The organism is Chitinispirillales bacterium ANBcel5, from assembly GCA_029688955.1.
Classification (GTDB): Bacteria; Fibrobacterota; Chitinivibrionia; order Chitinivibrionales; family Chitinispirillaceae; genus Cellulosispirillum; species Cellulosispirillum alkaliphilum.
In genome coordinates, this window is record JARUKZ010000037.1 from 17,798 (window position 1) to 42,497 (window position 24,700).

The window sequence follows — 24,700 nt, forward strand, 5'->3', positions numbered from 1 at the left end:
GGAGATGAAATTAAGCTGAATTGGTGCTTTTGTAAAAAAGTGAAAGAAACAATAGAATTCAATGTTCTATCAAAGTCGAATACAGTACAGTGTGTTGTTCAAGATTCCGGAGATGAATTTTGGGGCATAAATTATTGTTAATTCATCTCCGGGGAACTAACGAGATCCAGGCGAAGCTATAGTATTTCAGTAAAAAAAAGAGCCTGTAAGAAGTTCCTAGTAAAGGTGTATTTTATCAAAAAACTTAGTGCTTCAACGGTGCGTTACTGATTAGTTTACCACAATTTAGCATTAAAGAAAACCTCACAAATAATTGGAATAGTCTACAGTGAGAAAATCACCTCCGGGTAACAAAGCCCAACTACTCCATCAATGATCCCCAAAACTACTAAAAAACTTACATCCACTTACGATAGTTTCAAGAAAGCTTTAGTTTAAAAATCATCTCTGGGGCCTGAAATGAATTTTGGGGCATAAAATATTGTTAATTCATCTCCGGGGAACTAGCGAGATCCAGAGCGAGGCTATAGTATTTTGTAAAAATCACCTCCGCCCCCCCCCTAATCCTCAACACCAAACTCCTCACGCAACACACGCTGCGCTACACGAGCCCCACTACCACGTCGACCCGACATCGCTTGAAGCGCAGGAATCGCCCGGGGATCACCAAACTCACCAAGCCGCTCTACCGCCTGTACACGGGTACGGTGGCTGGCTGAATGTGTAAGGTCAAGAATGTAAACCGGTACAAGGTCCACCCGCTCTCCGGCGTTCTGAAGTATTCGTACTGCATTCCACCTCACCCAATAGTGATGATCTTCGGTCCACTGATGCATCCGGGGGTGTTGCGATAGGCGAAGGGAATGTGCTGCAAGTTCTATGAGTACTGAAGAAAGTTGCTCTTTCATCAATTTAGAAAAATCTTCCATTAAAAAAGCATGCTCTTCGATTATGGAACTTATCCCAGCCTCGCTTTGTTCAAGCTCGGAGAACACTGCACTGGCTTCCCCATAGTCACCTGCTATAAGAGCAACCCGACCTTTCAGCACCTGTGCCTTGAGGCCGTTGTTTGAACAGTTTTTTACTATAGATAAAACTTTTCGCGCTTCAGATAATCTTCCTGTTGATAGTAGTGCCCTGCTTGTATCTATCAAACAGGCAGGACTTCGCACTTCATAGCCCTTTTCTTCAGCTGCACTGAGAATAGCCCCTCGTTCTTTTGAACTTTTAGCGATAGTAGAAATCCCAAACACTACAAGTAGAAGAATAATAAGACCAGATAGGCAATAGGAAAAGATGGTAAGCTGGTGCTTGTCTGTATCTTTCCAAGAAAAGCCGCATATTCGGTTAGTGAAATCTTTTAGGATAGGGGTACAGTTACTCTTTGCAGTTTTCAAATAGCCAAACAAGTCGGTTTTTAGTTGTTTAAACGATGTTGACTTAAGATAACATTTCACAGTATCTGTTAAAAACCCGGGGTGTAAAAATTTTTTCAGTTCACCAAGCTTATTGCTCCTGGAATTGTTATTATCCCGGCAATCGTTTTTTGTTTCAAGAAGGTGTTTTATTTCAACTGTACTTAGCCGTTTCTTTTTTGCTGAAAAGAGTGTGCCGGTGACTATGTTGTTTAGAAAAGGGGGCACATCTTCTACAATTTCTGATAGTGGTTTATAATTACAGTTTAATGTCGCGTAAAACGTTGCAGGAATAGACTCTCTTATAAAAGGGTGCTCACCTGTAAGCATCTCGTAAAGAACAATACCAAATGAAAAAATATCCGAATAACAGTCTATAGTGGTTCCATCTATCTGCTCAGGAGACATATAGCCCGGTGATCCCACTGTGGAGCCATCCTGCGTGAGAGTAGAGCTGGGGGATTTAATCATCCCAAAATCGGACAACTTTGCGATCCCCGTCTTATCATCGATTAAAATGTTGGCAGGCTTAATATCTCGATGAATGATGTTATGTTTATGTGCATGGATCATTGCACTGACAATGTCCTTTGCTATCTCTGTACACTGTTGGGTCCTAAGTCGCTTTTGGCGCCTGAGCAACTCTTCAAGGCTTTCTCCTTCAACATATTCAAAAGCGATCCAGGGCAACCCCGATTCCTCTCCGGCATCATAAACAGTTACAATAGAAGGATGATTAAGTATGGCACAGGACTGAGCTTCAATCTTAAAACGCTCAAGATACTCCTTATGCATACTTTGGTGAAGGTCATTATTAATTGCAATTACTTTTATCGCAAGACGGCGTTTGAGAATCGGGTCTTCAGAGAGATACACCCGCCCCATTGCACCTTCCCCAAGGAGTTTAAGGACTTTGTAGCGTCCAAACTGTTTGGGAGGAATATCTTTTGCTCTTTCTGAATTATTCTTTTCCATGATTTAAAAATAGATAAGAGCATAATTTTTTTGCTACATTACCGAGCACAGAATTCGATTTTTATAAAACCGCTGATTAATTCTATCGTTTAAAACAGCTTAATACATTTAATTTAAATACGTTAGTTGAGTTTAGAAATGACCTGAGCAAACGGTAGTAAGCAATGTATATTGTGGGGTAAGGTGGATAATGAATACTCATACGGATATCGGGTGCATATACTTCAGTTCTGATTGTATATTTGCCTTGTTGTGTTAACCATTTATTTAACCGGTGTTATGAACAAAACAATTAAAACTCTCTTTACCCTGATATTTTGCGGGATCTTGATCTCTGTAACGTATGCTCAACAGTGCCAGCTTACTGTTGCACGGCTTAAATACGGGGGTGGGGGCGACTGGTACACCGGTCCCTCAATGATTCCAAATCTGATCAATGCAGCTAAAAGCCGCACTGATATGCCCATATGTGACACCGGGGCGGTTGCGGAGATCAATGACCCGGAGTTTTTCAATTTCCCCTTCATTTTCATGACAGGGCATGGGGAAGTTCGTTTTACCCCGGAAGAGAAAATCAGACTTCGCAAATACCTGCTTGGTGGGGGATTTTTGTGGGCAGATGATAATTATGGTATGGATAAGTCATTCAGACGTGAGATTGCCGCTCTTTTTCCTGAAAACCCGTTGGTCAAAATACCCAATGACCACCCAATATACACAAGCTTTTATGAACTGGATGGGTTACCTAAAATTCATGAACACGATGGAGAACCGGCTCAGGGCTATGGGGTGTTTTTTGAAGGTAGAATGATCCTTTTTTACACATATAGCACTGACATTGGAAATGGTATGGAGGATCTGCATGTGCACAATGTAGGTGAAAAACGCCATGAGCTGGCCTTGAGAATGGGCGTTAATGTCTTATACTGGTATTTTGACCCCCACTAAAGAAAGCCTGACGGAGCGTATCCATAAAGAAGATGAATGAAAATCTTTCCAAGCTTAAACGTTTCTTAAGAGTAAAAAGAGCACAATTTTTATTCGGAAGTCTCTTATGCACCCTGATTATTCATCTTTCAGTACTATTTGGCTTGCACGCCCTTATGGCGCTTCTATTTTCTTTTTTTCCATGGGTGTACACTCCTTTGCTTTGGATTGGTTCTATCGCAGTTACGTTCTTGAGCCTCTTTTTGAGTACTGCAAAAAAAATTGTTCGATGCCCGTCCACACTAAAAATAGCCAAAACACTTGAAAGCAAAAAGGAGATTGAGCACCCCTGTCTTTCATTGGCGGTTGAGCTTGCAGATCAGCGGCAAAACGGTTCAGAGACACTTAAGGGGATTGTTTATGGTAGTGCCGCAGAGCAGATAGACTGCTTCCAAAATGTGTCTGTAAGAGAAAAACTTCGTTTAAAGGGAATTATACTTTTACTACTTGCACTACTTTCTACCACTCTTCAGGCTGTTCTTCCCCAAAACCTCTTTGAGTACTACCGTTTACCCTACAGTATGCTTGTAAGAGATGATGATTATACAATTAACCCTGGGACGGTAACGGTTGCAAAGAACAGTTCAGTAGATTTAAGACTTATTCCCGGCTCAGTTTTTCCATCTGCAAGCCTTCACCTCTCAGATCTGCAGGAAGTTGCGGAGAACCCTGTACTGCTGAGACCCGATTCCACCAACGAGTTTTCCTATGTTTTAGACAGCCTCTCTCAAAGTATTGTTTACAGGTTTTCACTGGGACGAATTCCAATTCAGGCAGATACGATCCATGTTGCTCAACCCCCACGTATACGGAATCTTTCTGTTACAGTCATCCCTCCGGATTATACCGGAGCAGAAAAGCGCACACTACCCGCAGGACAGGGAAACTTCTCGGCCTACATTGGGTCGACGGTTCGGTTTTCTATCCATTCAAATACCCTCAAAAGTGCAGAGATGATCTTCCAATCTGATACTGTCCAACTTGATACCGAAGACTCACTGGCAACTGGTGAAATGGTTGTACAACGTTCCGGCACCTACACATTTGCTTTAACAGACAGCTTCGATCAAAGAAATGATTCTTTACCTAAATTCAATATATCTGTGATTCCGGATGAAGAACCACTGGCATTTATCTTAAAACCCGGCAAAAACAAAGATGTTTCCCCTCAACAAATCGAGACACTCCTGGTTGAAGGAATTGATGACCTGGGGATTAGTGACATGCGTCTTCAGTGGTGCAGGGGTTCTCAATGTGAAAGTCCTGAGAGCTGGAATCTTACCGAAGCCGGACAGCCTCCGGTGATTAGAAAAAAACTTCAGTGGGATCTAGACGAGCTTTCGCTTCATCCCAATGACACTCTTTTTTACTGGTTGAGGGTAAGAGATAACAAACCGTTTGGCAGACCTCAGGTTGCAATCAGTGATACTTTCTGGTTTAGAATCCCCGGTTTTGAAGAGTTCCATCGGGAGATTGCTGAAGAAAGTGAATACTCTCAGGATAGGCTTGGGCAGGTACGGGAGGGGCAGCAAAACCTGAGTTCAACCATAGAAAAACTGCTGCAATCACAAAGTTCGGGTGATCAACCATCCTGGGAGCAGCAAAGATTATTCGATGATATTGAACAGCAGATAAAAGCTCAGTCCGATTCCCTTCAAAAGGCACTTGAATCCCTTAAAAAAAGCACTGAGCAATTAAGAAGTGATGGCACAATCAATGAACAGATCACGGAAAAAATGGATGCTGTGGAAAAAGCTATTGAAGAGCTGATAAAGGACTACGGAGAAAACCTGTTTGGACAGACAGAAGATAAACAGGATCTCTCTTTTTCCGATATGAAACAGGCTATGGACAATGTAAAAGAGCTGTTACCTGAACTTGGTGAGCGTCTTGAGCAGCTTCTTCAATTTCTTGAAAACGTTAGAAAGGAAAAGGAGCTGGCGGCCCTCGCTTCAGTTGCACAGAACCTGAGCTCAGAACAGGCGCAACTGGCTATGGATGAACAGGATTCAAGATCCCCCGAACGACAAAAGAATCTTATGGATAGAATAGAATCGATGCAGGAGCAGCTTTCGGAGCGTTTAGATGGTGATTGGGGCGAACTTGCTACCCACTCCCAAAACATAGAAGAGTTTCTTGAAGAAATGCAGAGCTCTCTTGATGAAGGAGCGATGCCGGGTGAATCACAGATGAACAGTATGAGCAGAGAACTGATGTCTTTAAGCAGTCAGTTGAGTAATATGCTTCAGTCTGACATGGAAGAAAATTTACTCAAAGACTATTATACTCTCATGAGTATGGTGCAGGATGCTCTTTACCTGTCGGACTGGCAAAGAAAACTTTTGGAGAAAGCAGTCGCCCCTGATGATCCTTCGGTGGCTGTTGCGCAACAGGCATTGATTAATGCACTTAACCGATCGATGACCAAAATAGAAGACCTTTCTACATTGCCTCCACAGGTTATGAATGAAATAGGTAGTAACTATAGAGGTGTTCAAAGGGCTTTATCTTCCGTGATTACATCACTGTCAAATACTGATGGGGCCACTGCAATGAGAAGGAGTGTTGCAGTTATCAATAAAACTACCAATGATCTTCTGGATTTGCTTAGCGGCTTTGATGATGGTAGTGAAGGAGGTTCTCAGGGATCGGGAGGAATGATGGCCGGGATGAGAGAGATTTCGGGACAGCAAGCCGGGCTTAACTCGATGATGTCTGATATTTTAAATTCACTCCTACAAGAGGGTGGGGAAGGGAGTTCCGCTGAGCAGCCGGGAGAGGGTGAGTCAGCGAGCGCTGAACAAGCAAGAAAAGAAGCCCAGGAAGCGCAGCGTGCCATTGCAGAAGAACTGAAGCGTTTGGCAGAAGAGTTTGGGAAGAGTGAAGGGGAAGATGTTGAAAAAAGGGTAAAAGAGCTTGAAAGCGAAGCAAGAAGGCTTGCGGCTTTGCTTCAAAATCCCCCCGAAGATATGCTCGATCAACAGGATCGTTTCCTTTCAAGACTACTTCAGTCCTCTTTATCTATCCACAAAAGAGATGAAAAAGATGAACGCAGGGGTAATGTAGCAAAGAATATCTACTCAGATACTGAATTACCATCACCAAAAGACCTGATTCAAAATCCGGATACCTATTACTTACTGCGGCGAAAGGCTCTTGATGATAACTACCCGGAAGACTATAGAGAAGCAATACGCACCTATTTTGATTCGCTTGGCGAAATATTTTTAAACCAGCAATAATTAAAGATTATTGAATCAACAAGTGGCAACCTGGTCGGCTAATAACTTTTTAAAAGAGATAAAGCATAAAACCATGCTACAGATTTAAAGTACCTGCAAAGGTTCGGCTCAAACTTTTCTGCTAATTAAGTCGGGTTGCTTGTTTGTTGCCATTTGTATTTAAACTCCGTTTGTCCAGGGGTAAAATCATCACCACACCCTCCCAAATCGTACATTCCAGCACCGAAAGTTGCGCTTTGCAGCAATCCAAACCGCTCTTCTTGTAACGAAGTTGTGCAGGAAAGTGATTGCACTACCCTGACTATAAGCTATGTCAGAGTGGTGATTGGTGGCTAATCCAGTGATGGGATCTCACCGGGTTCAAGTTCTCTGCTATCTATTCGAAAACCATCCTCAAACACTTCAAACCATCGGATAGTGGTGTCTTCCGAATACCGTATTGCCTTACCTGAACCATTTTCTATCTTGCCAGTAATGTTTCCCTCAGGATCGTAGAAAATCACCGAATCCTGTCTACCGTCTTTAACTTTTGTCCAATTCCTAACTTTTCCATTTAAAAAATAGGTTCTTAGTTCAATTATTTCCCCGTTATCATACACAATACTATCTTTTCGGGTTCCATCCTCACGCCATGTTTCTCTAAGGCCGTGTCTTTGCCAATTTTCGTTGTATCTAATTATTGATTGCAGTTGGTGATTAGGGTGATAGGTTCGTTGCCGAAACATTTCTTCTGTTATGTTATAGTATCTAATCCAAGTTGTATCACCTTCCGAGCTAAGATTGAATGCCGGGACTGTCTCTTCACAAACTTTGTATGGCACAACTGTTTTTATTGAACCATTTTCATAGTACCTGTAACTTGTATCAATGGGGCATCCATACTCGTAACTTATTATTCTTTTTTTTACTCCACTACTATATCTTTCTATCACTCTGCCATGCCTTTTACTGTTTACAAAAGACTCACTTCGAAGAATTACTCCGTTTTCGATTTTTTTACAGTTACTTATAGTATCTCCGGCTACTATAGTTGTATCGCAGACCCTTCCTTCACTTACTGACAAAAGTGTAAACAGAAGTATTATTAAAATTAATTTCATTTTATTTCCCTCCAATGATATTCTTTATTTTTTCTGAATAAGTAGCATATCCTCTCAATTCTTTTCCAAATTCAAGTATTACCTTCTTTCCCTTCTCCATCGCTAACCGCCTGTTACGATCACTGACAGGATGTGTTATAACATACTCATCCTGAACATTTCTCAAAGTCCATTTTAATTGATGCTTGCATTTTATGGACGAAAGAATTTTTTCTATAGTCTCAAAATCACCTTCTTCAGGAATAGCCATTACTGTCTTAAGAACACGCCCAAGCGTTTCGGGTGGGGATAAACGATAAACTGTGCTGCAGAAAAGTGGTTGCACCACCCTGTATAAGCTATGTCAGAGTGGTGATTGGTTGGCTAATCCAGTGATGGGTTCTCACCGGGTTCAAGTTCTCTGCTATCTATTCGAAAACCATCTTCAAACACTTCAAACCATCGGATAGTGGTGTCTTCCGAATACCGTATTGCCTTACCTGAACCATTTTCGATCTTACCGGTAATGTTTCCCTCAGGATCGTAGAAAATCACCGAATCCTGTCTACCGTCTTTAACTCTTGTCCAATTCCTAACTTTTCCATTTAAAAAATAGGTTCTTAGTTCAATTATTTCCCCGTTATCATACACAATACTATCTTTTCGGGTTCCATCCTCACGCCATGTTTCTCTAAGGCCGTGTCGCTGACCTTCATTGTTGTATGTATCAATTCTCCACAGTTTATTATTCTCAAAAAAGAGTTTGTGGACTCCTATTAATTGACCATCTCTGTATTCATTTGCAGCCAATGTATCACCATCAGGTGCTAATCTAATAGAATGACCATGAATTTCACAATTATAATAGGGTGTTACTCGTCTTAGGCTATTATCTTTATAAAAGGAAAACAACGTATCTATAGGACAGTTGTTTTCATAAACAATTCGGCTTATTATATTACCATTTTCATAAAACTCCTCTTGAACACCATGCAATTCCCAATTTTTATATCTATCTACTTTAACTACATTCCCATCTTCATTATACGTTGTATATACCATAAATGTATCTTTGCCAGTTATGGTTGTGTCGATAACTATTTCAGAACTTAGTGTCTTTTGCGCTACCAGAAGAAGTAATAAAAGTAAAAATAATTTCATTCTAATAAACCTTTCTTGTTAGTAAGGAAATGCTTCTTTTATATTTGGCATGGTTTTCTAAATTCATTCCAAATGCCAGTAAGCGTTCAATCCCCTTCTCCAAAGCCAACCGCCTGTTACGATCACTGACCGGATGGGTTATAACATACTCATCCTGAACATTTCTCAAAGTCCATTTTAATTGATGCTTGCATTTTATGGACGAAAGAATTTCTTCTATGGTCTTAAAATCATCCTCCTCCGGTGAAGCCATCACTGTCTTAAGAACACGCCCAAGCGTTTCGGGTGGGGAATGGCTGATCATATCCTGATTAGTGTTGCGCTTAATACACTCTTTAGTTTCTCTTATTCCAAAAACACTATCAACTCTATCAACCAACCAGGAGCCAAAATTTGAAACCCTGTCAACAATTCCCTTTCCAACTCTTCCTACAGTAATCCACTTCGCGAACATCACATTCGCAAAAACCTCAAAAGTAAGGCTGGCAACTGCACCAACTCTGTGCCATTCGACACTTTCGAACAGATGACTAAAAAGATCGATGGCTTTATCCACACTTATCTCTACCGCTATCCCGGCTTTACCACCAATTCCTTTGGTTGCCATTATACCGGTTTCAAAGCTTACTACTTCCCCATCGTATTCAAACACAGCTTTTGCTTCAAAACCAGCGCCCAAAGTTTTACCCAGAGTCTTGCCTGCTTCTGCCAAAGTATCAAATTTAGCATGTACTCCCTTAGACCACTCAAGTGCCAGAGCAAATTTACCCTCAACAGATGCTCCGGCAAACCCGCCAACGCTGCCACCCACTGAACCCTTTTGTTCATCACCCAGCTCTATGCAAGGAAACGTTACTGCAGCTTTAAGCGATCCACCCACAAATCCCTTGCCCTCAGGTTTCACAGAAAACCTGAAACGACAATCATAACCATCTTTTATCGCACTACGTGCGTTTTCACTTAACAGCAAATACTCGTAAATACTAAAGCCTTTTTCCTGGGGCAAACTCCACTGCCCCTTAACGGTTCCTTCAAGCAAACTGAAAGAAACGGCACTTTCCGCACCAACGGAAAGTTTTTTATCTTCCAGATCAAAATCGGCACCGGCCCGTGATCCGGCAACAAACCTGAAAAATTGAGTATCATATGATGCAGATAGGTAGCCAACAGCAGTATCACTCCCAGCATTATTCTTAAATCTCCAGTTCCAGGGCCACTGCGTATCAATTTTTTCAGATTCCCAAAGAGTTGCTTTAAGCTTGGTTTTTACCTTCTCCTTTTCCCGTGGCTGCTCATCAAGCTCCTTCATCCACTTGTCTTTAAGCTCTTTTACCTCCTGTGCGTTATTTTCATACCACACCCCCGCTTTTCCATCTAATTTATGCGGTCGTACATAAACCCTCGATCCAGCTGTACCCCATTTCCAGTTATCTTTTACCTTTAAAAGCTCCTGAACCGCCGATGAAGGATCCTTAGCAATACCATCAAATTTTTCCTCTGTCTTTTTAATCAGCTCCTGAGCATTAGCCGAGGAGGTTTCATCAATCGGCCCCTTTATAGCTGTGTCACGGTATTGGCTGATTTGCGCGGCAAAATCATTGAGTTCCTCGACTTCAACCAGCAACGCATCAACCTGGGATGGCTCAACTATAAGATATTCATCCCTCCCGGGAGCGTAAAAAATCATCTCACCTTCGGCTTTACAGTTCTCTGATTCTCCCCGTGCAAGACAAATCACAGGTTGTTCTTTTTCCCTCACCACTTTTTCATACGTATAAAACCCGTTGGCTAATTCAAGCACCTGCCCGGGCTCAATACGATCAGGATCCTCTAAATCATTGAACTCCGCTAGCGGTTTGTAATATGAGCTGCATCCGTAGTAACGCTTTGCTATTTTGGCAAGTGTATCACCTTGCTGAACAACATATTCATGAAACACCTGTCAGCTCCTTGTAGGCGATGTTTTTAAATGCAAAATATTTTTTCCCCTCTTTTCCGGGAATAATCTCAAGAGTATAGGATAATGAAGGGTCAAGGTCTGTATACTCCAAATCCAGGTAATCATTACCGGGAATTTTGTCATCCTCTACCGTTTTTACAACATCATAACTTCTGTTTGCGTCTGTACTGAATAACCTGTAAGTATCATCCCGAAACTCTTCGCGGTTTGGATCTACAGGAAGTCTGACCCTCACCGATTCGCTAACAACCAGTGGTAGCTCGAGCACAGGGCTATCGATGGTGTTTTCTCCCCTGGAGTGAGAAATTTGTTTGATCTGATACTGCGAAGGTGTACTGTTGTCTTCACGCCAGGCATTATAGTGCCTGAGTCCCATGAACCATAGATGTTCAATGTTAAGAAGCGCCACATCATCATCTTCAATAAACCCTTCAACCGTCTGGGCAAGGTCCTCCTCCTCCCCATCATAAGTCCCAAAAAGTTTGCCCCGTATTTTGGCCCGAATAGTTTTTTTGAGATATTTCACTTTAACGGCAAGAAAACATTGCTCATTGTGCTGAAAACCTTTTGGACCGGGTTTCCACTCTGCGGAAATGATACGAACCTCAGGTTCATGTTCCTCCTCCTCATCTCTGCCGTCACCCTCAACACCGGTAATAAATTTGGGGGGCGCTTCTGTCTCCTCAGAGTGCTTCTTTTGATCTTTTCTTTTAACCGGCGGAGGTGCAACACTCCAGTCGAGATCGGCATGTGTCAGAGCCATAGTATATCCTCTTTAAACAATGTAGGTTTTAAGCGACAGATAGCTTCTGGTATTAGCTAAAGCAGATTAGTTGTAATATATACAATAATATATATAATCTCATACTGTCTGAAAACAGATCGATATCAAAGCGTGTTTTTCCGCATCTTCCAAAAAAATTAAAATAGCTGTAACAGTGTTCCTGATACCCATAACCTGATTATTGTTCAAAGAGAGTATAAGTAATTACAGGATAACCCCTTTGCACGGCAAATCATCGGGGAAATGAGCTTGGTTAAATGCAACTCGTGTTGTTTAACGGGTTCTTAGAATATCGTTTATACTCATGAACCAATAATGGATGCTATTGTTACATCAAATTTTGGGTAAATAGTCATGATTTAAGAACTCTGCCAGCGTTTAATATTGCGACAATAGCCATTCCCATATCAGCAAATACAGCCTCCCACATTGAGGCTACGCCAAATGCTCCCAGAGAAACAAACAGCAGTTTGACTCCAAGTGAGATTATGATATTTTGCCATACTATTACTTTGGTAAACTTAGCAATATTAATGGCTTCAGCAACTTTAAGTGGTGAGTCGCCTGTCACGACAACATCGGCGGTTTCAATGGCAGCATCCGAGCCAAGTGTTCCCATTGCAATTCCAACGTCAGCCCGCGCAAGAACCGGCGCGTCATTTATTCCATCTCCAACAAAAGCCACCTGTACCTGAGGATTTTCTTGCACTATTTTCTCCAGAAACTCAACTTTCTGAACCGGTAATAATGACGATTCAAAACGATCTATTCCAGTTTTTGATGCCACTTCCATAGCTGCAGTTTTGTTATCTCCGGTAAGCATCCATATTTGTTCCACACCAGATTCTCTAAGTTTTGCCATAGCCTCAAAAGTGTGATCTTTTACTTTGTCCCCTAAGCGAATATAACCAATGCATTTACCATTAAGTGATACATAAACAATCGTTCCCTGTTCTTCATTAACTTCTATACCAGTTTCTCTCATAAGTGTATGATTACCACTTAAGATCTCCCTACCCTTGTACCTAACCTTAACCCCCCGACCAGCAATTTCGCTGTGTTGCTCTATATGTTCCTGAGATATATCCACGCCTCGTGCTTTGAGCTCCTTTTTAACTGAAAGAGCTATCGGGTGATTTGAATAATACTCTGAAGCCCCTGCGTACTCAAGCAATTCTAACTCATCTGTTCCTTTAAAGGTAACCACCTGCTGAACAGAAAAAACGCCATGGGTAAGGGTTCCCGTTTTATCAAAAACAACAATCTTTACATTACTTAATCGTTCGAGGAAATGCGAGCCCTTTACAAGAATCCCTTTCTTGGAAGCCCCACCAATCCCTCCAAAAAAACCAAGCGGTATGCTTATAACAAGTGCGCATGGACAGGAAATCACAAGTATTACCAGAGCCCGGTAAATCCATGCAGAAAACATCTCTTCAGGGAAAACTAAAGGAGGAATAAAGGCAATTAAAGCAGCCACTGCAACCACAAACGGAGTATAGTAGCGAGCAATCCTGCTTATAAATTTTTCGGTTTTTGCTTTCCTGGAAGCTGCGTTTTCAACCTCTTCCAGAAGCCTGACAATGGAGGACTGAGAGAACGGTTTTGTAACTTCAACAACAATAAGGTTTGTGAGGTTGATCTCTCCCGCAAGAACGCTTTGCCCCTGCTGTACCTTATTGGGGCGAGGTTCTCCGGTTAACGCGGAGGTGTCTATGTGAGAAACTCCACTGACAACAGTACCATCAAGAGGAATTTTTTCTCCGGGACGGATGTTTACCACTTCACCAACCTTAACTTCTTCAGGAGAGATTCTTACTTCTCTGCCCTCGCGAACCACATGGGCAAGATTAGGCCTGACAGCCAATAGTGATTTTATAGATCTTCTGGAGCGATGCACAGCAAGGTTCTGTAAAAATTCGCCTACTTTAAAAAATATCATCACTCCAACCGCCTCAGTCAGTGCTCCAATTGCAATCGCACCAACAGTAGCCAGGCTCATCAGCACATTTTCATCAAAAAAAATTCCTCTGACAATAGTTCGTACTGCTCCTCTGAGAACGTTCCAACCAGCAAGAAGATATGCCGATATAGCTATTATGTACAGGATAATTAATCCATACCTCACCTGTTGAAGTATACCTTCCAGGAAAAAAATCGAAAGAAAGAGAACGCCTGAAATTATAATAATCAACATCTTTTGTTTTACCCGAAAATCCTCCACATCTTCAGCAAATTCCTGAACCGTTGCGCTGGTAAGTGGAATAAGTTCCACATCCGGATCTACAACCGATACTTCATCTCGAATCTTTTCGGGGTAATCTGTATCGACAGTTAGGGTTAGGGCTGCAAAATTCAACTCAGCACTTTGGAAATTTTTGACTGATTTCAGATGCGTTTCGATATTTAACGCACAATCTGCGCAGTCAAGATGTTTTATGTGATAACGGTAAATCATACTGATTGGCGCTCCTTCTCAATATGCTGTAAACAAATGTAGAGAATTTTTCTGATATGATTGTCAATAATCGAATAGTGAACGGTTTTACCCAAACGAACAGACTTAACTAACCTACCCTGTCTCAGTATTCTCAGTTGATGGGAGATAGCTGAATGGTTCATTTGAAGCTGATCGGAGATTTGCTGAACATATAGCCGGTTATCCATCAGGAGGGTAAGGATTCTAATCCTTGTTGGATCTCCCAGGATCTTAAAAATCTCAGTTACTTTTAAAAGAGATGACTCGTCTTCAAACAGGTTGCTTTTAAGCATATCGGTGCGCCCGGTCCCAAATGAAATAATGAACATATATTCATATATTAAATAGCTCAGAATCGCTTCTCTTTTTAATTCCGAGCACAAAACATACCATTTTTTGCTACATTTGTACCATATTCACCTAATAAAACCCTGAAAGTGGTAATTTTTATCATAGCTAAATATTATTTTCCTCTATCTGTCTATACATTATTTATTGATTTACGGGGGTTTTGGCCAGACTAATGAATCACATCCAACTTATCTGCGATATCGGTGAGCTTAACGAAGTTTTCACAGACACACAAAACATAAACGATTTTCTGCAAAAAATTGTAGAGATGGTTGCTAAGCATATGGACGCAGCGGTGTGCTCTGTATACCTCTTTGATGAAGACCGAAATGAACTGGTTTTAAAAGCCACCAAAGGCCTTAGCCATGAGGCGGTAGATAAGGTAAGAATGAAATTGGGTGAAGGTTTGGTAGGACTTTCATTAAAACAACTTCGTCCCATATACGAACGCAAAAGCAGCGCTCATCCTTCCTATAAGTATTTTCCTGATACACTCGAAGAGAAATATGAAGCGTTTGTAGCAGTTCCTATCGTACGCGGTTTATCCAGAATTGGGGTGCTTGTAATACAGCGCCAAAGAAGAAGGATCTTCAAAGAGCAGGAGATCGTCACCTTACGAGCTGTGGCTTCACAGCTTGCAAATATGCTTGAAAATGCCCGACTCTTCATGAGTCTAAGAGTGCCCCGTTACCATGAAGAAAAAAAGGTCAGACCCTTAAAGCTTGCAAAAGGTAATGTTGCCTCCGAAGGATACGCCCTTGGCCCTGCAAGGATAATAGACCGAGACAGGGTGTTTGAAAGTTTCCTTCATAGAGAATACAAAAAGAAATATACTCTGGAAGATTTTAATAAAGCTTTGTCTGTGACTGAAAAACAGCTTGAGGATCTCCAGGCTATAGTTGAAGAAAAACTCTCAGATGTTGCTTCTCTTATTTTTACCGCACATCTGCTTTTACTCAAAGATACCGAGTTTGTTGGTGCTATGGCTCAAAAAATTGAAGACGGCATGAATGCACCTAATGCTGTTTTGTCTGTGGCCAAAAGATATGTAGATCTTTTTTCTCACGGAGAAAATCATTATATAAGGGAAAAGGTTCAGGATATTGAAGATCTTACCATAAGAGTAATGGGCAATTTGGTAAAAGAGCTAAGTGAACTGTACAGATGTAATGATCATATAGTAATAGCACGAGAACTATACCCTTCAGATATGCTTAAACTCTCTTCGGAAGGAGTCTTAGGGGTTGTTCTGGTTACCGGTGGAGTTACTTCCCACCTCTCTATTCTTGCTCGTTCTCTCAATGTCCCTATGGTAATAATCGATTCTCCCCGCTTACTTTCAATACCAGATGAAACGAAGCTGCTTCTTGATGCAGAGATCGGTAATCTTCATGTAAACCCATCCGCAACAGTTACTGCAAATTTCCATAGCCGAAATGAAGCGCGAAAAAAGATTAGCATCAAAAGAATGACCGTTAAACCCAAAACATATACTAAAGACGGTCAACAGATTCGCCTTATGGCCAGCATAAACCTTTTATCTGATCTTAAAGTTGCTAAAGAGGTGAAATGTGAAGGTATAGGACTGTATCGAACCGAGTTTCCCTTTCTGATACGAAGTAATTTTCCCAGTGAAGAGGAACAGTATGTTGTATACCGACAGCTTGTAGAGGGACTTCCTGGAAAGGAAGTAGCATTCAGAACTCTTGATATTGGTGGAGATAAGGTTCTTTCCTATTATGATATGACTATGGAGCAAAACCCTTTCCTTGGAATGCGTTCTATCCGTTTTTCGCTATCAAACAGAGAAATATTCCTTCAGCAGATCAGAGCAATGCTCCGTGCCGGTTTTGATACAGATATCAGAATTACATTTCCGATGATATCATCACTTGAGGAGTTTCTTGAAGCACGTAACGCGGTAATAGAAAGTATTGGATACTTACGAGAAAAGAAAATACCTCATAACTCAAACCCCCTTATAGGAATAATGGTAGAAGTTCCATCAATTGTTGATATGGCACAGGATCTTGCCAGAGTGGCAGACTTTTTCTCTATAGGAAGCAACGATCTGGTTCAGTATATGCTGGCTGTTGACAGAACAAATGAAAAGGTAGCCTCATTTTACATTCCACATCATCCCTCTATTTTAAGAGCGATAAAAAGGATTACTGATGCAGCGGCATCAGAAAATAAAGAAGTGATGGTGTGTGGGGATATGGCTCATCAGGAAAAATACCTGCCCTTTTTCATTGGAACCGGGATTAAAACATTGAGCCTTGAAGCTGCATATATACCTAAAATTCAGGAAGCTATAGGTAAAGTAGACTCCCTTAAAGCACAAAATTTAGCTGCGGAGGTTCTTTCCACTTCAAAAATTTCGGAAATAACAAAGCTGCTTAAATAATTTTTTATGAGAAGTATAACCAGACTTCTATTTTCTCTTTAGGAACCCGGTTACAGAGTCGCGTAAATTCTGAAGACCAAGAAGTTCATAAAAGATAAATACAGCAGTTATGGATGGTATAGTTACAACTGTTGCTATGAGAAGACTTTCAAAGGTTCGGGATTCAATAAATTGTATTTCCGGAAAAAATCGCAGTATTAAAACAGAGAGGACAACACCACCAAGTGTCGCAAAGCAGATCTTTAATAAAGTCCTGAGAGCAGCTCCAATTTTTGAATAGCCACCAAATCTTTTTAACCAGAAAAAGTAGAGAAATCCAAATTGTAAAAACATCGCAGTTGTTGCTGCGAGTGCCAGCCCTTGTGCTCCTAAGTGGGTACTAAAAGCAATATAAAGCGGTATGCTAATGACAGCAACAGTGGTGCTCACAGCCATAGGTAAAATCGTATTCTGCAAAGCATAGAAGGACCGTGAGATGATAAAAGAGGCTGAGTAACCAAATGCCCCTACCAAATAAATTGATAGTACAGGAGCAACCTGTGAGGTCGATTGGGCGGTAAAATTACCACGCTCAAACAAAATGGTAATAATCTGTGGTGATAGAACGATCATTAATGCGGAAAGGGGAATAAGATAGAGCGCTACATTTTTAAGTACCTTATTCAGTAGATCCGCCATTTTGTTGTATGCCTTCTCTGCTGCCAAACGAGTTAGATAGGGATAGAAGGCAACGCCCGAAGCCTGTCCAAAGAGAGCGACAATAAACATCATTGTACGAAGAGCGAAATTTACGCTGGCTGTAGCACCATCATCGAGAAAAGAGCCAAAAAATCTGAAGAATATCTCGTTTGAAAAAGCCATCCCAAGCCCCAGGACTAAGGGGATAGTCTTTTTAACATAGTTAATGAATTCAGGATCCAGTGGTTTGAATAATGGTCGGTACCTAAGCCCACATTTGATTGCTCCCGGCAGTTGAATCACTACATTTCCAATAAATGCGCCTCCCAGTACCCCCCACGCAAACCCCTCGATACCAAGATGGGGCTGAAGGAAAACACCACCTGCAATAATACCTAAATTGTAACATAAGGGCGAGAGGGCAGGAAGAAAGTAACGGTTATGAGCATACTGGACAGCCATGAAAAATGCTCCCCAGTAAAATAGCAGCTGTGCCGGTAATATAATTCGCGTTAGACGTACCGTAAGTTGGGCGGTTTGGGGATTGCCGTTACTTGCAAGTTGAAATGATAGCAGTTGTGGAGTAAAGATTATAGTAATAGGTATAAGGATAAGAAAAAGAACAGAACCACAGCTAAAGAGGTTGGAAAACGTTTTCCAGGCACCCACATTGTCCTTTTTAACCAGATACTTTTGAAAAATTGGTATAAAGGTAACAGAAAGAAATCCACCTGCTAAAAAGTGATTTAATATCTCTGGTATCAAAAATGATGTAACATAGGCATCCATCTGATACCCGGTTCCACCATATCTTGCCAGTACCATCTCCCGGACAAGCCCCGTTATTCTGCTCAGAAAAACAGATCCCATCATAATTGCAGTTGCAATAGAGAGTGATTTCTTAATAGAGGGTGTTTTCTCTTTTTCTTCTTTGTGTTGGGTGGATTTCATAGGTTTTTGTACTATTTGGAGTTACCAATCAGTTATAAAACTACTCCCTGGGCCCTAAGAATTGCAAAAAAAGGTAAAAAAGTTTTCAATACGGTTATTTTGCAGGCTTTAAATGTAGTCATACAGAGGGGCAGGAAATAAAAAAGGACCCGCAGTAAACTGCGAGTCCCTACTAAGAGATTATATACTAATTATCTTCTTCTCTTTTTGGTGCTCTTCTTTTTAGCTGGAGCTTTTTTTGCGCTCTTCTTTACACTTTTCTTAACGCTTTTTTTGACACTCTTCTTAGCAGGAGTCTTTTTTACAGCCTTTTTCTTGGCAGCTTTTTTCTTAGCGGTGCTTTTCTGAGCATCATTAATAATACGATAGGTCTGTGAAACGGAAAGTTTAAATTTCTTGGCAAGAGCTGTACCCGACATCCCGCTTTCGTAGAGGTCTACTATTTGCTGATTACGAGCTTCATTTTGAACAATCCTGGACTCAATGCCATACTTTTTACGCAACTGATGAATTGCCTGGCGTGTAATCCCGAATTGTTCACCGATTGCCGCATCGGTTTTTAGTTTTTTCTGCAGCCTGATAAGCTGAGTTTTGGTAATCCTTGGCATAAAAACTCCTCTTTTAATGTGAAAACAGTAGTTGCGCTGTTAGTATATTTCTTTTGTGATAACCCTTTAAAGGATCCAATATAAAAGCAGTAGTGCGATGATATGAGGAGCTTTTTATTGCTTTTATCTGTTTAATATACATTGTTGTTGTCATCAGGGCAAATATATTTGTTGTTTTGTTAATAGCTTCTCTCATATCACTTATTGTTAAACTACGTATTTGCATCAAAAATATTATCTGTAGATAGAAATCATGATACCGGTAAAGAATACACTTTCAATAAAATTTCCTTTTGCAACAACAGCCTTAATCATATTTTGCATCATTGTGTTTTTTGCAATAGGAGACAGAACTATTGATTACGCACTGGTACCACTCGATTTTTTTCACGCTCTTTTCCACCCTTCCAAAGAAAAAACTCCCCAAACAGCTCTAACACTTTTGACAGCCTTTTTTATGCATGCTAATCTTTTTCATCTGCTTTCAAACGTATGGTTCCTGAAAATCTTTGGTGGCGCAGTTGAAAGCAAAATCCGCATACTCCCTTTCTTATTCGCCTACTTTTTATGTGGGCTGTTATCTGTTTTCATTCAGGCTTTAAGCTCTCCTTTCTCTACAGTACCTGTGGTAGGAGCAAGTGGTGCGATCGCCGGAGTAATGGGTATGCATCTTATTTTTTTCCCTTTTAGCCGATTAATTGTTTTCTTTCCACCCATCTTTTTATTCAAAATCCCAGCATTTCTTTACCTTATACCCTGGTTCTGGATTCAATACATTAATATAGGTAAATCTTCTCCAGATATCGGTGGTATCGCATGGTATGCTCACGCAAGTGGCTTTATAGCCGGCATACTCTTTTCTGTTTATTATACAACAAAAAAAGAAAAAAGATAACCTTTTTTAAATTACAGTCTACTTTGAATCATCTGATACAGAGTGTATTTTTAAAATTATGCAAGACGAAATTGTTAATTACCTGCTCAGCAAACCTCAGGGTACCACCGCCCAGACTTTATCGGAAATTTTTCTGAAAATTAAAACACCCGATAAATCAATGGCTCAAATTGCAATAAAAAGCATCCTTGATTCAGACAAACGATGCTATTACACAGATGGTCTGTGGTTTGCCAAAAAAACTGACTCAGCAAATGGGGTGAAAATTAAAGACGCTCCCTGGAGAGTGGCTTATCTGCTAACAGATAATAAACACAACTCCGATTCTACTCCTTATCATCTTTCCATTTGGAATCCGCTTCCAGTACCTAATTGCTCTAAATCAATATGGCTAAGAGACCCAAAACAACTTCCTCCCGAAGAGGAACAGGAGCTTGTAAGTGCTTACGATTCAAAGCTTAAGGAAGAAGATAAGGCAGAAACCATATTCCAGATCTGTACAGATATAAACGAAAAACCAACAATTTTTCTCTCCTACAAAAATTACGCCGCTCTGCGTGATCTCTTTCATGTACATCAGCACAACTATGATTGTAATCCAATTTATTTGTCTCAGTTGTTTAAAGTTTTAAATATCACCCTAACAAAACCTGTTGATCTGAACCAATACGCAAGCAAGCTACTTGCGCCTGAAGTTCTCTATCTCCAACCCAATGCTTTTAATCAAGGAAAAGTTTTTACAACACTCATTACTGAGCTTTTCGAAAGACTGCAAAATAAGGGCATAGTCTCTTTAAAGGAGCTTGAAACAGAGATAACTAAATCCAATCGAAAAATCTTTAAAGGAAAAAATTTTTCTGAAAAAGATATCTCTGCGATTCCAGAAAAACCTGGAGTTTATGGATTTAGAAATAGTAAAAACGAATACATATATATAGGTAAGGCAGTGAACCTGAAAAGAAGGATCAGCGGTTACTTCAGAGACAGTGATGAATCACCGGAGAAAATTAAGTCCCTTATCAATGATTCTCATTCCTATACAATTCATCTATGTGGATCTGAATTAGAAGCTCTATTATATGAATATAGATTAATAAAAAAGTACTCTCCTGTGCTAAATAATAAGATTAACATCACTGAATCTAAAGGCGAATTTAAACCTGTTAAAGATTGTATTATCCTTTTACCACACACCGAAAATGGTAAGGGAATGTCGTTTTGGTTTAAGAGCGAACAAAAAATCAAAATTCGCCCCTTTGAAACTGATCTCACTAAAGATAACGCTATACTCAAAGAAATCACAGCGTTTTTCTTTGAGGGTGATTTGCAACCTCATAATCAGGACTTTCCGGAACAGGAGATTGCCAGTCGCTGGATTCGTAAAAACAAAGACTCCCTCATTGCGGTTCCTGTATATAGATTGGCTGATTCCAACGAGGTCCTTTCTGCTATTAAAAGCTACTGGAAGGATCTGGAAGAAAAGATAAACTGAAGTAAGCTATTGTTCGGAGTTACTTTTTGAGAAGTATTTCACCTCTGAAGTAGATACTATTTTGTCCATAGCATTTTTTCCCTCTGATTTTTCCACCATTTTCACAAGCTGCTCTCTATAATGCTCTTTATGTTCTTCCCAAAACACTCCAACAGGTATTGCCTGTTGTTTATCAGTATCAAAAGCGTATGCTTTTGCGGCTACTTTTAGAGCTGATTTGCGGTCCGTATAGGTGTGTTTCCAACTTTGATTTATATCAATAACCCTGGAGGCAATTCCAGGCACTGAGCTCTCTTTATCAAAAGTCTTACATGGACTTAAAATCTCAAGATAGGAAAACCCTTTGTGTTCAAATGCTCTCTTTACCAAAGTTTTAAGATGATGCATATCTCCACAATGGCTGCGGCAAACAAGACTGGCTCCACTCACAATAGACAGTTCTATAGTATTAAGAGGAGAAGAAACCTCGCCCTGTGGAGTTAAAGTACCTTTATAATTCACTTTGGATGTTGGCGAGGACTGACCTTTTGTCATTGCATACACACGATTATTGAGGCAAATTACTGTTAAATCGATATTCCTCCTCGCAGCATGAACAAAATGGGTCGCCCCGATTGAAAACAAATCTCCGTCACCGCCTACTACAATTACAGGTATATTGGGGTTTGAAAGATGGGCACCAGTAGCAACCGGCAAAGCCCGTCCATGAAGCGTATGCATGGCAAACGTGTTGAGAAAAAACGGGAGGCGTGAAGAACAACCGATACCAGAAACGACCGTTACATCACGGGGGGCTAAATCCTTTGTTTCAAAAAGATTAACCAAACTGTTCAATACACAGAAATAACTGCACCCTTTGCACCATGTGGGCTTTAAGGGGCTTCTGTAATTCTTTCCATCTGTTTTTTCCATACCTTCACACGCTTCACTATTTTAAATAATTTTCTAGCACACCTGTTACCTGCTCTGTTGTCCAGGGATCACCTGAATTCTTACATGTAGTAAGTATTTTTTGTCCGGTTTCCATCATAATAAGTTTTGCAAATTGACCAGTTTGATTCTGTTCTACGGACACTATACGATTGCAATATTCTGAAAAATGTTGAAACGCTTCTCTGTTTATAGGGTACAACAAGCGAGGAAATAATCCTGCTATTTGGTAGCCTTCTGATCTTAGTTTTGCTATGGCTTCTTTAGTGGTGAAAGCAGTTAAACCCCAGGATATGACTGAGAGCTGGTAGTCGTTGATTCCATCTTCAAGGTCCCACTCCATAAGTTTTGAACAATTTTGTGTCAGTGGTATTAGTTTAGAAGACCTTCTTTTCATCTGTTGAACCCTTGACTGTTCTTCTGAAGTGGGGAAATTGGATGAATCATGCTCAATGCCAGTAACACGTTGTGTGACCGGTGACTTTCGGGAGGTCATTTCTGCGTTAGATAAATGATTATCGGTGTTTGTAACTGTCTTGGGGTAATTTATAGTTTCCCTGGTATACGCAAGCGAGCTGTCGGAAAGTAAAATCACAGGGCAACGATACTTCTGAGCAAGGGCGAAAGCATCAATTGTGAGATAAAAACACTCTTCAACTTTTTGAGGCGAAATAACTATGCGCTCCCCCTCGCCATGGCCACCTAAAGCAGCTGCAAATAAATCACCCTGACTAGTCTTGGTTGGCATGCCGGTAGAGGGACCAGAGCGTTGAACATCGACGATTACAGCCGGTAGCTCAGTCATAGATGAATAGCCTAAAAATTCCTGCATCAAAGATAAGCCTGGTCCCGATGTTGCCGTCATTGCTCTTGTTCCGTTAAATGATGCTCCCATCACCGCACCCAAAGCACTTATCTCATCCTCTGCCTGGTGGCTTATACCATCAAACTGTGGCAGGTATGTGCTGATATAATCGCCAATAGTTGTTGCTGGCGTAATAGGATAAGAGGAAAAAAACCTACATCCTGCTGATACTGCGCCCATTGCAATCGCTTCATTACCATCAATAATAATTCTCTTTTGGTTCAAATCTTCCACTACCGGCAATAAAAAAGTAGTGGACTGCATTTCTTTGCTGGCGCAGTTATAACCATCAAAAAAAACGTCTCTGTTTAGATAAGTCAGATTTTTGTCTTTATTTCCAACATTGTCCATCAAAACTTTAAGCATAAGCTCAGAAGGCATACCTAATACTTTGCCTACTATTCCAAGCAGATAGCTACCCTTAAGTATAGAAACTTTTCTGAGAATTTGAGGTATCTTTAGCTGAACATAATTTTCATTGTTTTTCCTCTTGTTTATTAGTGTGACCTTTTGACCTTTAAAACTTACTATAAATTCCGGTTCGCTAAAATAAGAGCTCACGGGTTGCGATGAGATTTTAACCAATACACTGCATCTGCCCTCTCTAACATTCGAAGGAAATGATTTGTGTATAGAGCCATGATGGCCTAACATTCCTACTGAATTCAAAAGAGTTTCACCTGAAGTAAGAATACCATCTCCGGCTTCCCCATTTATTTCAATAACAAAAAGAAATTCGGTGTTTTTTAAATCTCTCATAAACGGATACGTTCCTAAAGATCCCACATTTTTTATACATTGCAGATGCTATAGCAGGTTATAATATACGCTTTTTCTGCATACAATTCTGCAGCTTAATTTCGAATGGGAAACAAGGATTGTTTTATTATTGAAGGATATTAAGAACGTATGAAAGTCTCTGCTGTCCAAAATGGGTCTCAATCCGTTAAATACTCCTCTATTTTTATTCGATTATGTGCGTTTTACTCTATTTTTTAAAAAACCATTCTTTGCATTTAATACGCAGTCCGGATCTGTGGCGCGCGCTTTATCCGTGCATAATTTGTGAACACAGTGTGCAAAGTTCAATAAATTAACCCTGGCCGCAAGACTTAGGTTTTGGGTCGCAAGATATGATAATCAATGCGCAAGAACTACCATTCTGAGCGCAAGATTCACCAACTATCAGCGCAAGACTTAGGTTTTTAGTCGCAAGACATGATAATCAATGCGCAAGAACTACCATTCTGAGCGCAAGATTCACCAACTATCAGCGCAAGACTTAGGTTTTTAGTCGCAAGATATGATAATCAATGCGCAAGAACTACCATTCTGAGCGCAAGATTCACTAACTATCAGCGCAAGACTTAGGTTTTGGGTCGCAAGACATGATAATCAATGCGCAAGATCTACCATTCTGAGCGCAAGATTCACCAACTAT

Annotated in this window: 17 protein-coding genes; 5 read left to right on the plus strand and 12 right to left on the minus strand. The window is 40.6% G+C overall.

Annotated elements, in window-relative coordinates; all coding sequences use genetic code 11:
• Positions 1-560 precede the first annotated feature (560 nt).
• On the minus strand, positions 561-2,390 hold the full coding sequence (locus tag QA601_15495) for a protein kinase (protein ID MDG5816501.1): 1,830 nt from the start codon (positions 2,388-2,390) through the stop codon (positions 561-563).
• Positions 2,391-2,669: 279 nt separating this feature from the next.
• Here QA601_15495 and QA601_15500 point away from each other — a divergent pair, with 279 nt between their 5' ends.
• Positions 2,670-3,338, plus strand: coding sequence for a DUF4159 domain-containing protein (locus QA601_15500; protein MDG5816502.1), 669 nt, complete (start codon positions 2,670-2,672; stop codon positions 3,336-3,338).
• Positions 3,339-3,370: 32 nt separating this feature from the next.
• Positions 3,371-6,619 carry a hypothetical protein gene (locus QA601_15505; protein ID MDG5816503.1) on the plus strand — a complete coding sequence of 1,083 codons (3,249 nt, stop codon included), beginning with the start codon at positions 3,371-3,373 and terminating at the stop codon, positions 6,617-6,619.
• Positions 6,620-6,951: 332 nt separating this feature from the next.
• On the opposite strand, the gene QA601_15510 is transcribed toward QA601_15505, so the two are convergent.
• From QA601_15510 to QA601_15540, 7 genes are all read right to left on the minus strand, one after another.
• Complete coding sequence (locus QA601_15510; GenBank protein ID MDG5816504.1) at positions 6,952-7,719, minus strand: hypothetical protein; 768 nt, start codon at positions 7,717-7,719, stop codon at positions 6,952-6,954.
• Position 7,720: 1 nt separating this feature from the next.
• On the minus strand, positions 7,721-8,044 hold the full coding sequence (locus QA601_15515; protein MDG5816505.1) for a hypothetical protein: 324 nt from the start codon (positions 8,042-8,044) through the stop codon (positions 7,721-7,723).
• A 38-nt stretch (positions 8,045-8,082) separates the two neighbouring features.
• Complete coding sequence (locus QA601_15520; GenBank protein MDG5816506.1) at positions 8,083-8,859, minus strand: hypothetical protein; 777 nt, start codon at positions 8,857-8,859, stop codon at positions 8,083-8,085.
• A gap of 1 nt (position 8,860) precedes the next feature.
• Positions 8,861-10,798, minus strand: a complete 1,938-nt coding sequence (locus tag QA601_15525) for a LysM peptidoglycan-binding domain-containing protein (protein ID MDG5816507.1) — start codon at positions 10,796-10,798, stop codon at positions 8,861-8,863.
• Positions 10,788-11,582 carry a hypothetical protein gene (locus QA601_15530; protein ID MDG5816508.1) on the minus strand — a complete coding sequence of 265 codons (795 nt, stop codon included), beginning with the start codon at positions 11,580-11,582 and terminating at the stop codon, positions 10,788-10,790. Before QA601_15530 ends, QA601_15525 begins: the two co-directional genes overlap by 11 nt.
• Before the next feature lie 373 nt (positions 11,583-11,955).
• A complete protein-coding gene (locus QA601_15535; GenBank protein ID MDG5816509.1) occupies positions 11,956-14,061 on the minus strand; it encodes a heavy metal translocating P-type ATPase in 2,106 nt (701 codons plus the stop codon).
• Positions 14,058-14,375 carry a metalloregulator ArsR/SmtB family transcription factor gene (locus QA601_15540; GenBank protein MDG5816510.1) on the minus strand — a complete coding sequence of 106 codons (318 nt, stop codon included), beginning with the start codon at positions 14,373-14,375 and terminating at the stop codon, positions 14,058-14,060. Before QA601_15540 ends, QA601_15535 begins: the two co-directional genes overlap by 4 nt.
• A 230-nt stretch (positions 14,376-14,605) precedes the next feature.
• Here QA601_15540 and ptsP point away from each other — a divergent pair, with 230 nt between their 5' ends.
• The gene (gene ptsP / locus QA601_15545; protein ID MDG5816511.1) at positions 14,606-16,840 is read left to right on the plus strand and encodes a phosphoenolpyruvate--protein phosphotransferase; all 2,235 of its coding nucleotides are present in this window, start codon (positions 14,606-14,608) and stop codon (positions 16,838-16,840) included.
• Between the two features lie 27 nt (positions 16,841-16,867).
• Here ptsP and murJ read toward each other — a convergent pair whose 3' ends face one another.
• Both murJ and QA601_15555 read right to left on the minus strand, forming a co-directional pair.
• Positions 16,868-18,469, minus strand: a complete 1,602-nt coding sequence (murJ, locus tag QA601_15550) for a murein biosynthesis integral membrane protein MurJ (protein MDG5816512.1) — start codon at positions 18,467-18,469, stop codon at positions 16,868-16,870.
• Positions 18,470-18,660: 191 nt separating this feature from the next.
• Positions 18,661-19,077 carry a helix-turn-helix domain-containing protein gene (locus tag QA601_15555; protein MDG5816513.1) on the minus strand — a complete coding sequence of 139 codons (417 nt, stop codon included), beginning with the start codon at positions 19,075-19,077 and terminating at the stop codon, positions 18,661-18,663.
• Between the two features lie 253 nt (positions 19,078-19,330).
• Between QA601_15555 and QA601_15560 the strand changes: the two genes are divergently transcribed.
• Together QA601_15560 and QA601_15565 are read left to right on the plus strand one after the other, a co-directional pair.
• Positions 19,331-19,972 carry a rhomboid family intramembrane serine protease gene (locus QA601_15560; protein ID MDG5816514.1) on the plus strand — a complete coding sequence of 214 codons (642 nt, stop codon included), beginning with the start codon at positions 19,331-19,333 and terminating at the stop codon, positions 19,970-19,972.
• Between the two features lie 58 nt (positions 19,973-20,030).
• A complete protein-coding gene (locus QA601_15565; protein ID MDG5816515.1) occupies positions 20,031-21,464 on the plus strand; it encodes a nucleotide excision repair endonuclease in 1,434 nt (477 codons plus the stop codon).
• 6 nt (positions 21,465-21,470) lie between these two features.
• Here the strand turns inward: QA601_15565 and QA601_15570 are convergent, their stop codons facing one another.
• Both QA601_15570 and QA601_15575 read right to left on the minus strand, forming a co-directional pair.
• Positions 21,471-22,376: a thiamine pyrophosphate-dependent enzyme gene (locus QA601_15570; protein MDG5816516.1), complete on the minus strand. Its 906-nt coding sequence runs from the start codon at positions 22,374-22,376 to the stop codon at positions 21,471-21,473.
• 16 nt (positions 22,377-22,392) lie between these two features.
• Entirely contained in the window at positions 22,393-24,018 is a 1,626-nt protein-coding gene (locus QA601_15575) for a hypothetical protein (protein MDG5816517.1), read from the minus strand.
• Between the last annotated feature and the right edge of the window lie 682 nt (positions 24,019-24,700).

Excerpts from the sequence above, each read along its gene's own strand:
- QA601_15495 (MDG5816501.1), bottom strand. The coding sequence starts at position 2,390 with ATGGAAAAGAATAATTCAGAAAGAGCAAAAGATATTCCTCCCAAACAG.
- QA601_15500 (MDG5816502.1), top strand. The coding sequence starts at position 2,670 with ATGAACAAAACAATTAAAACTCTCTTTACCCTGATATTTTGCGGGATC.
- QA601_15505 (MDG5816503.1), top strand. The coding sequence starts at position 3,371 with ATGAATGAAAATCTTTCCAAGCTTAAACGTTTCTTAAGAGTAAAAAGA.
- QA601_15510 (MDG5816504.1), bottom strand. The coding sequence starts at position 7,719 with ATGAAATTAATTTTAATAATACTTCTGTTTACACTTTTGTCAGTAAGT.
- QA601_15520 (MDG5816506.1), bottom strand. The coding sequence starts at position 8,859 with ATGAAATTATTTTTACTTTTATTACTTCTTCTGGTAGCGCAAAAGACA.
- QA601_15530 (MDG5816508.1), bottom strand. The coding sequence starts at position 11,582 with ATGGCTCTGACACATGCCGATCTCGACTGGAGTGTTGCACCTCCGCCG.
- QA601_15535 (MDG5816509.1), bottom strand. The coding sequence starts at position 14,061 with ATGATTTACCGTTATCACATAAAACATCTTGACTGCGCAGATTGTGCG.
- QA601_15540 (MDG5816510.1), bottom strand. The coding sequence starts at position 14,375 with ATGCTTAAAAGCAACCTGTTTGAAGACGAGTCATCTCTTTTAAAAGTA.
- ptsP (MDG5816511.1), top strand. The coding sequence starts at position 14,606 with ATGAATCACATCCAACTTATCTGCGATATCGGTGAGCTTAACGAAGTT.
- murJ (MDG5816512.1), bottom strand. The coding sequence starts at position 18,469 with ATGAAATCCACCCAACACAAAGAAGAAAAAGAGAAAACACCCTCTATT.
- QA601_15555 (MDG5816513.1), bottom strand. The coding sequence starts at position 19,077 with ATGCCAAGGATTACCAAAACTCAGCTTATCAGGCTGCAGAAAAAACTA.
- QA601_15560 (MDG5816514.1), top strand. The coding sequence starts at position 19,331 with ATGATACCGGTAAAGAATACACTTTCAATAAAATTTCCTTTTGCAACA.
- QA601_15565 (MDG5816515.1), top strand. The coding sequence starts at position 20,031 with ATGCAAGACGAAATTGTTAATTACCTGCTCAGCAAACCTCAGGGTACC.
- QA601_15570 (MDG5816516.1), bottom strand. The coding sequence starts at position 22,376 with ATGGAAAAAACAGATGGAAAGAATTACAGAAGCCCCTTAAAGCCCACA.
- QA601_15575 (MDG5816517.1), bottom strand. The coding sequence starts at position 24,018 with ATGAGAGATTTAAAAAACACCGAATTTCTTTTTGTTATTGAAATAAAT.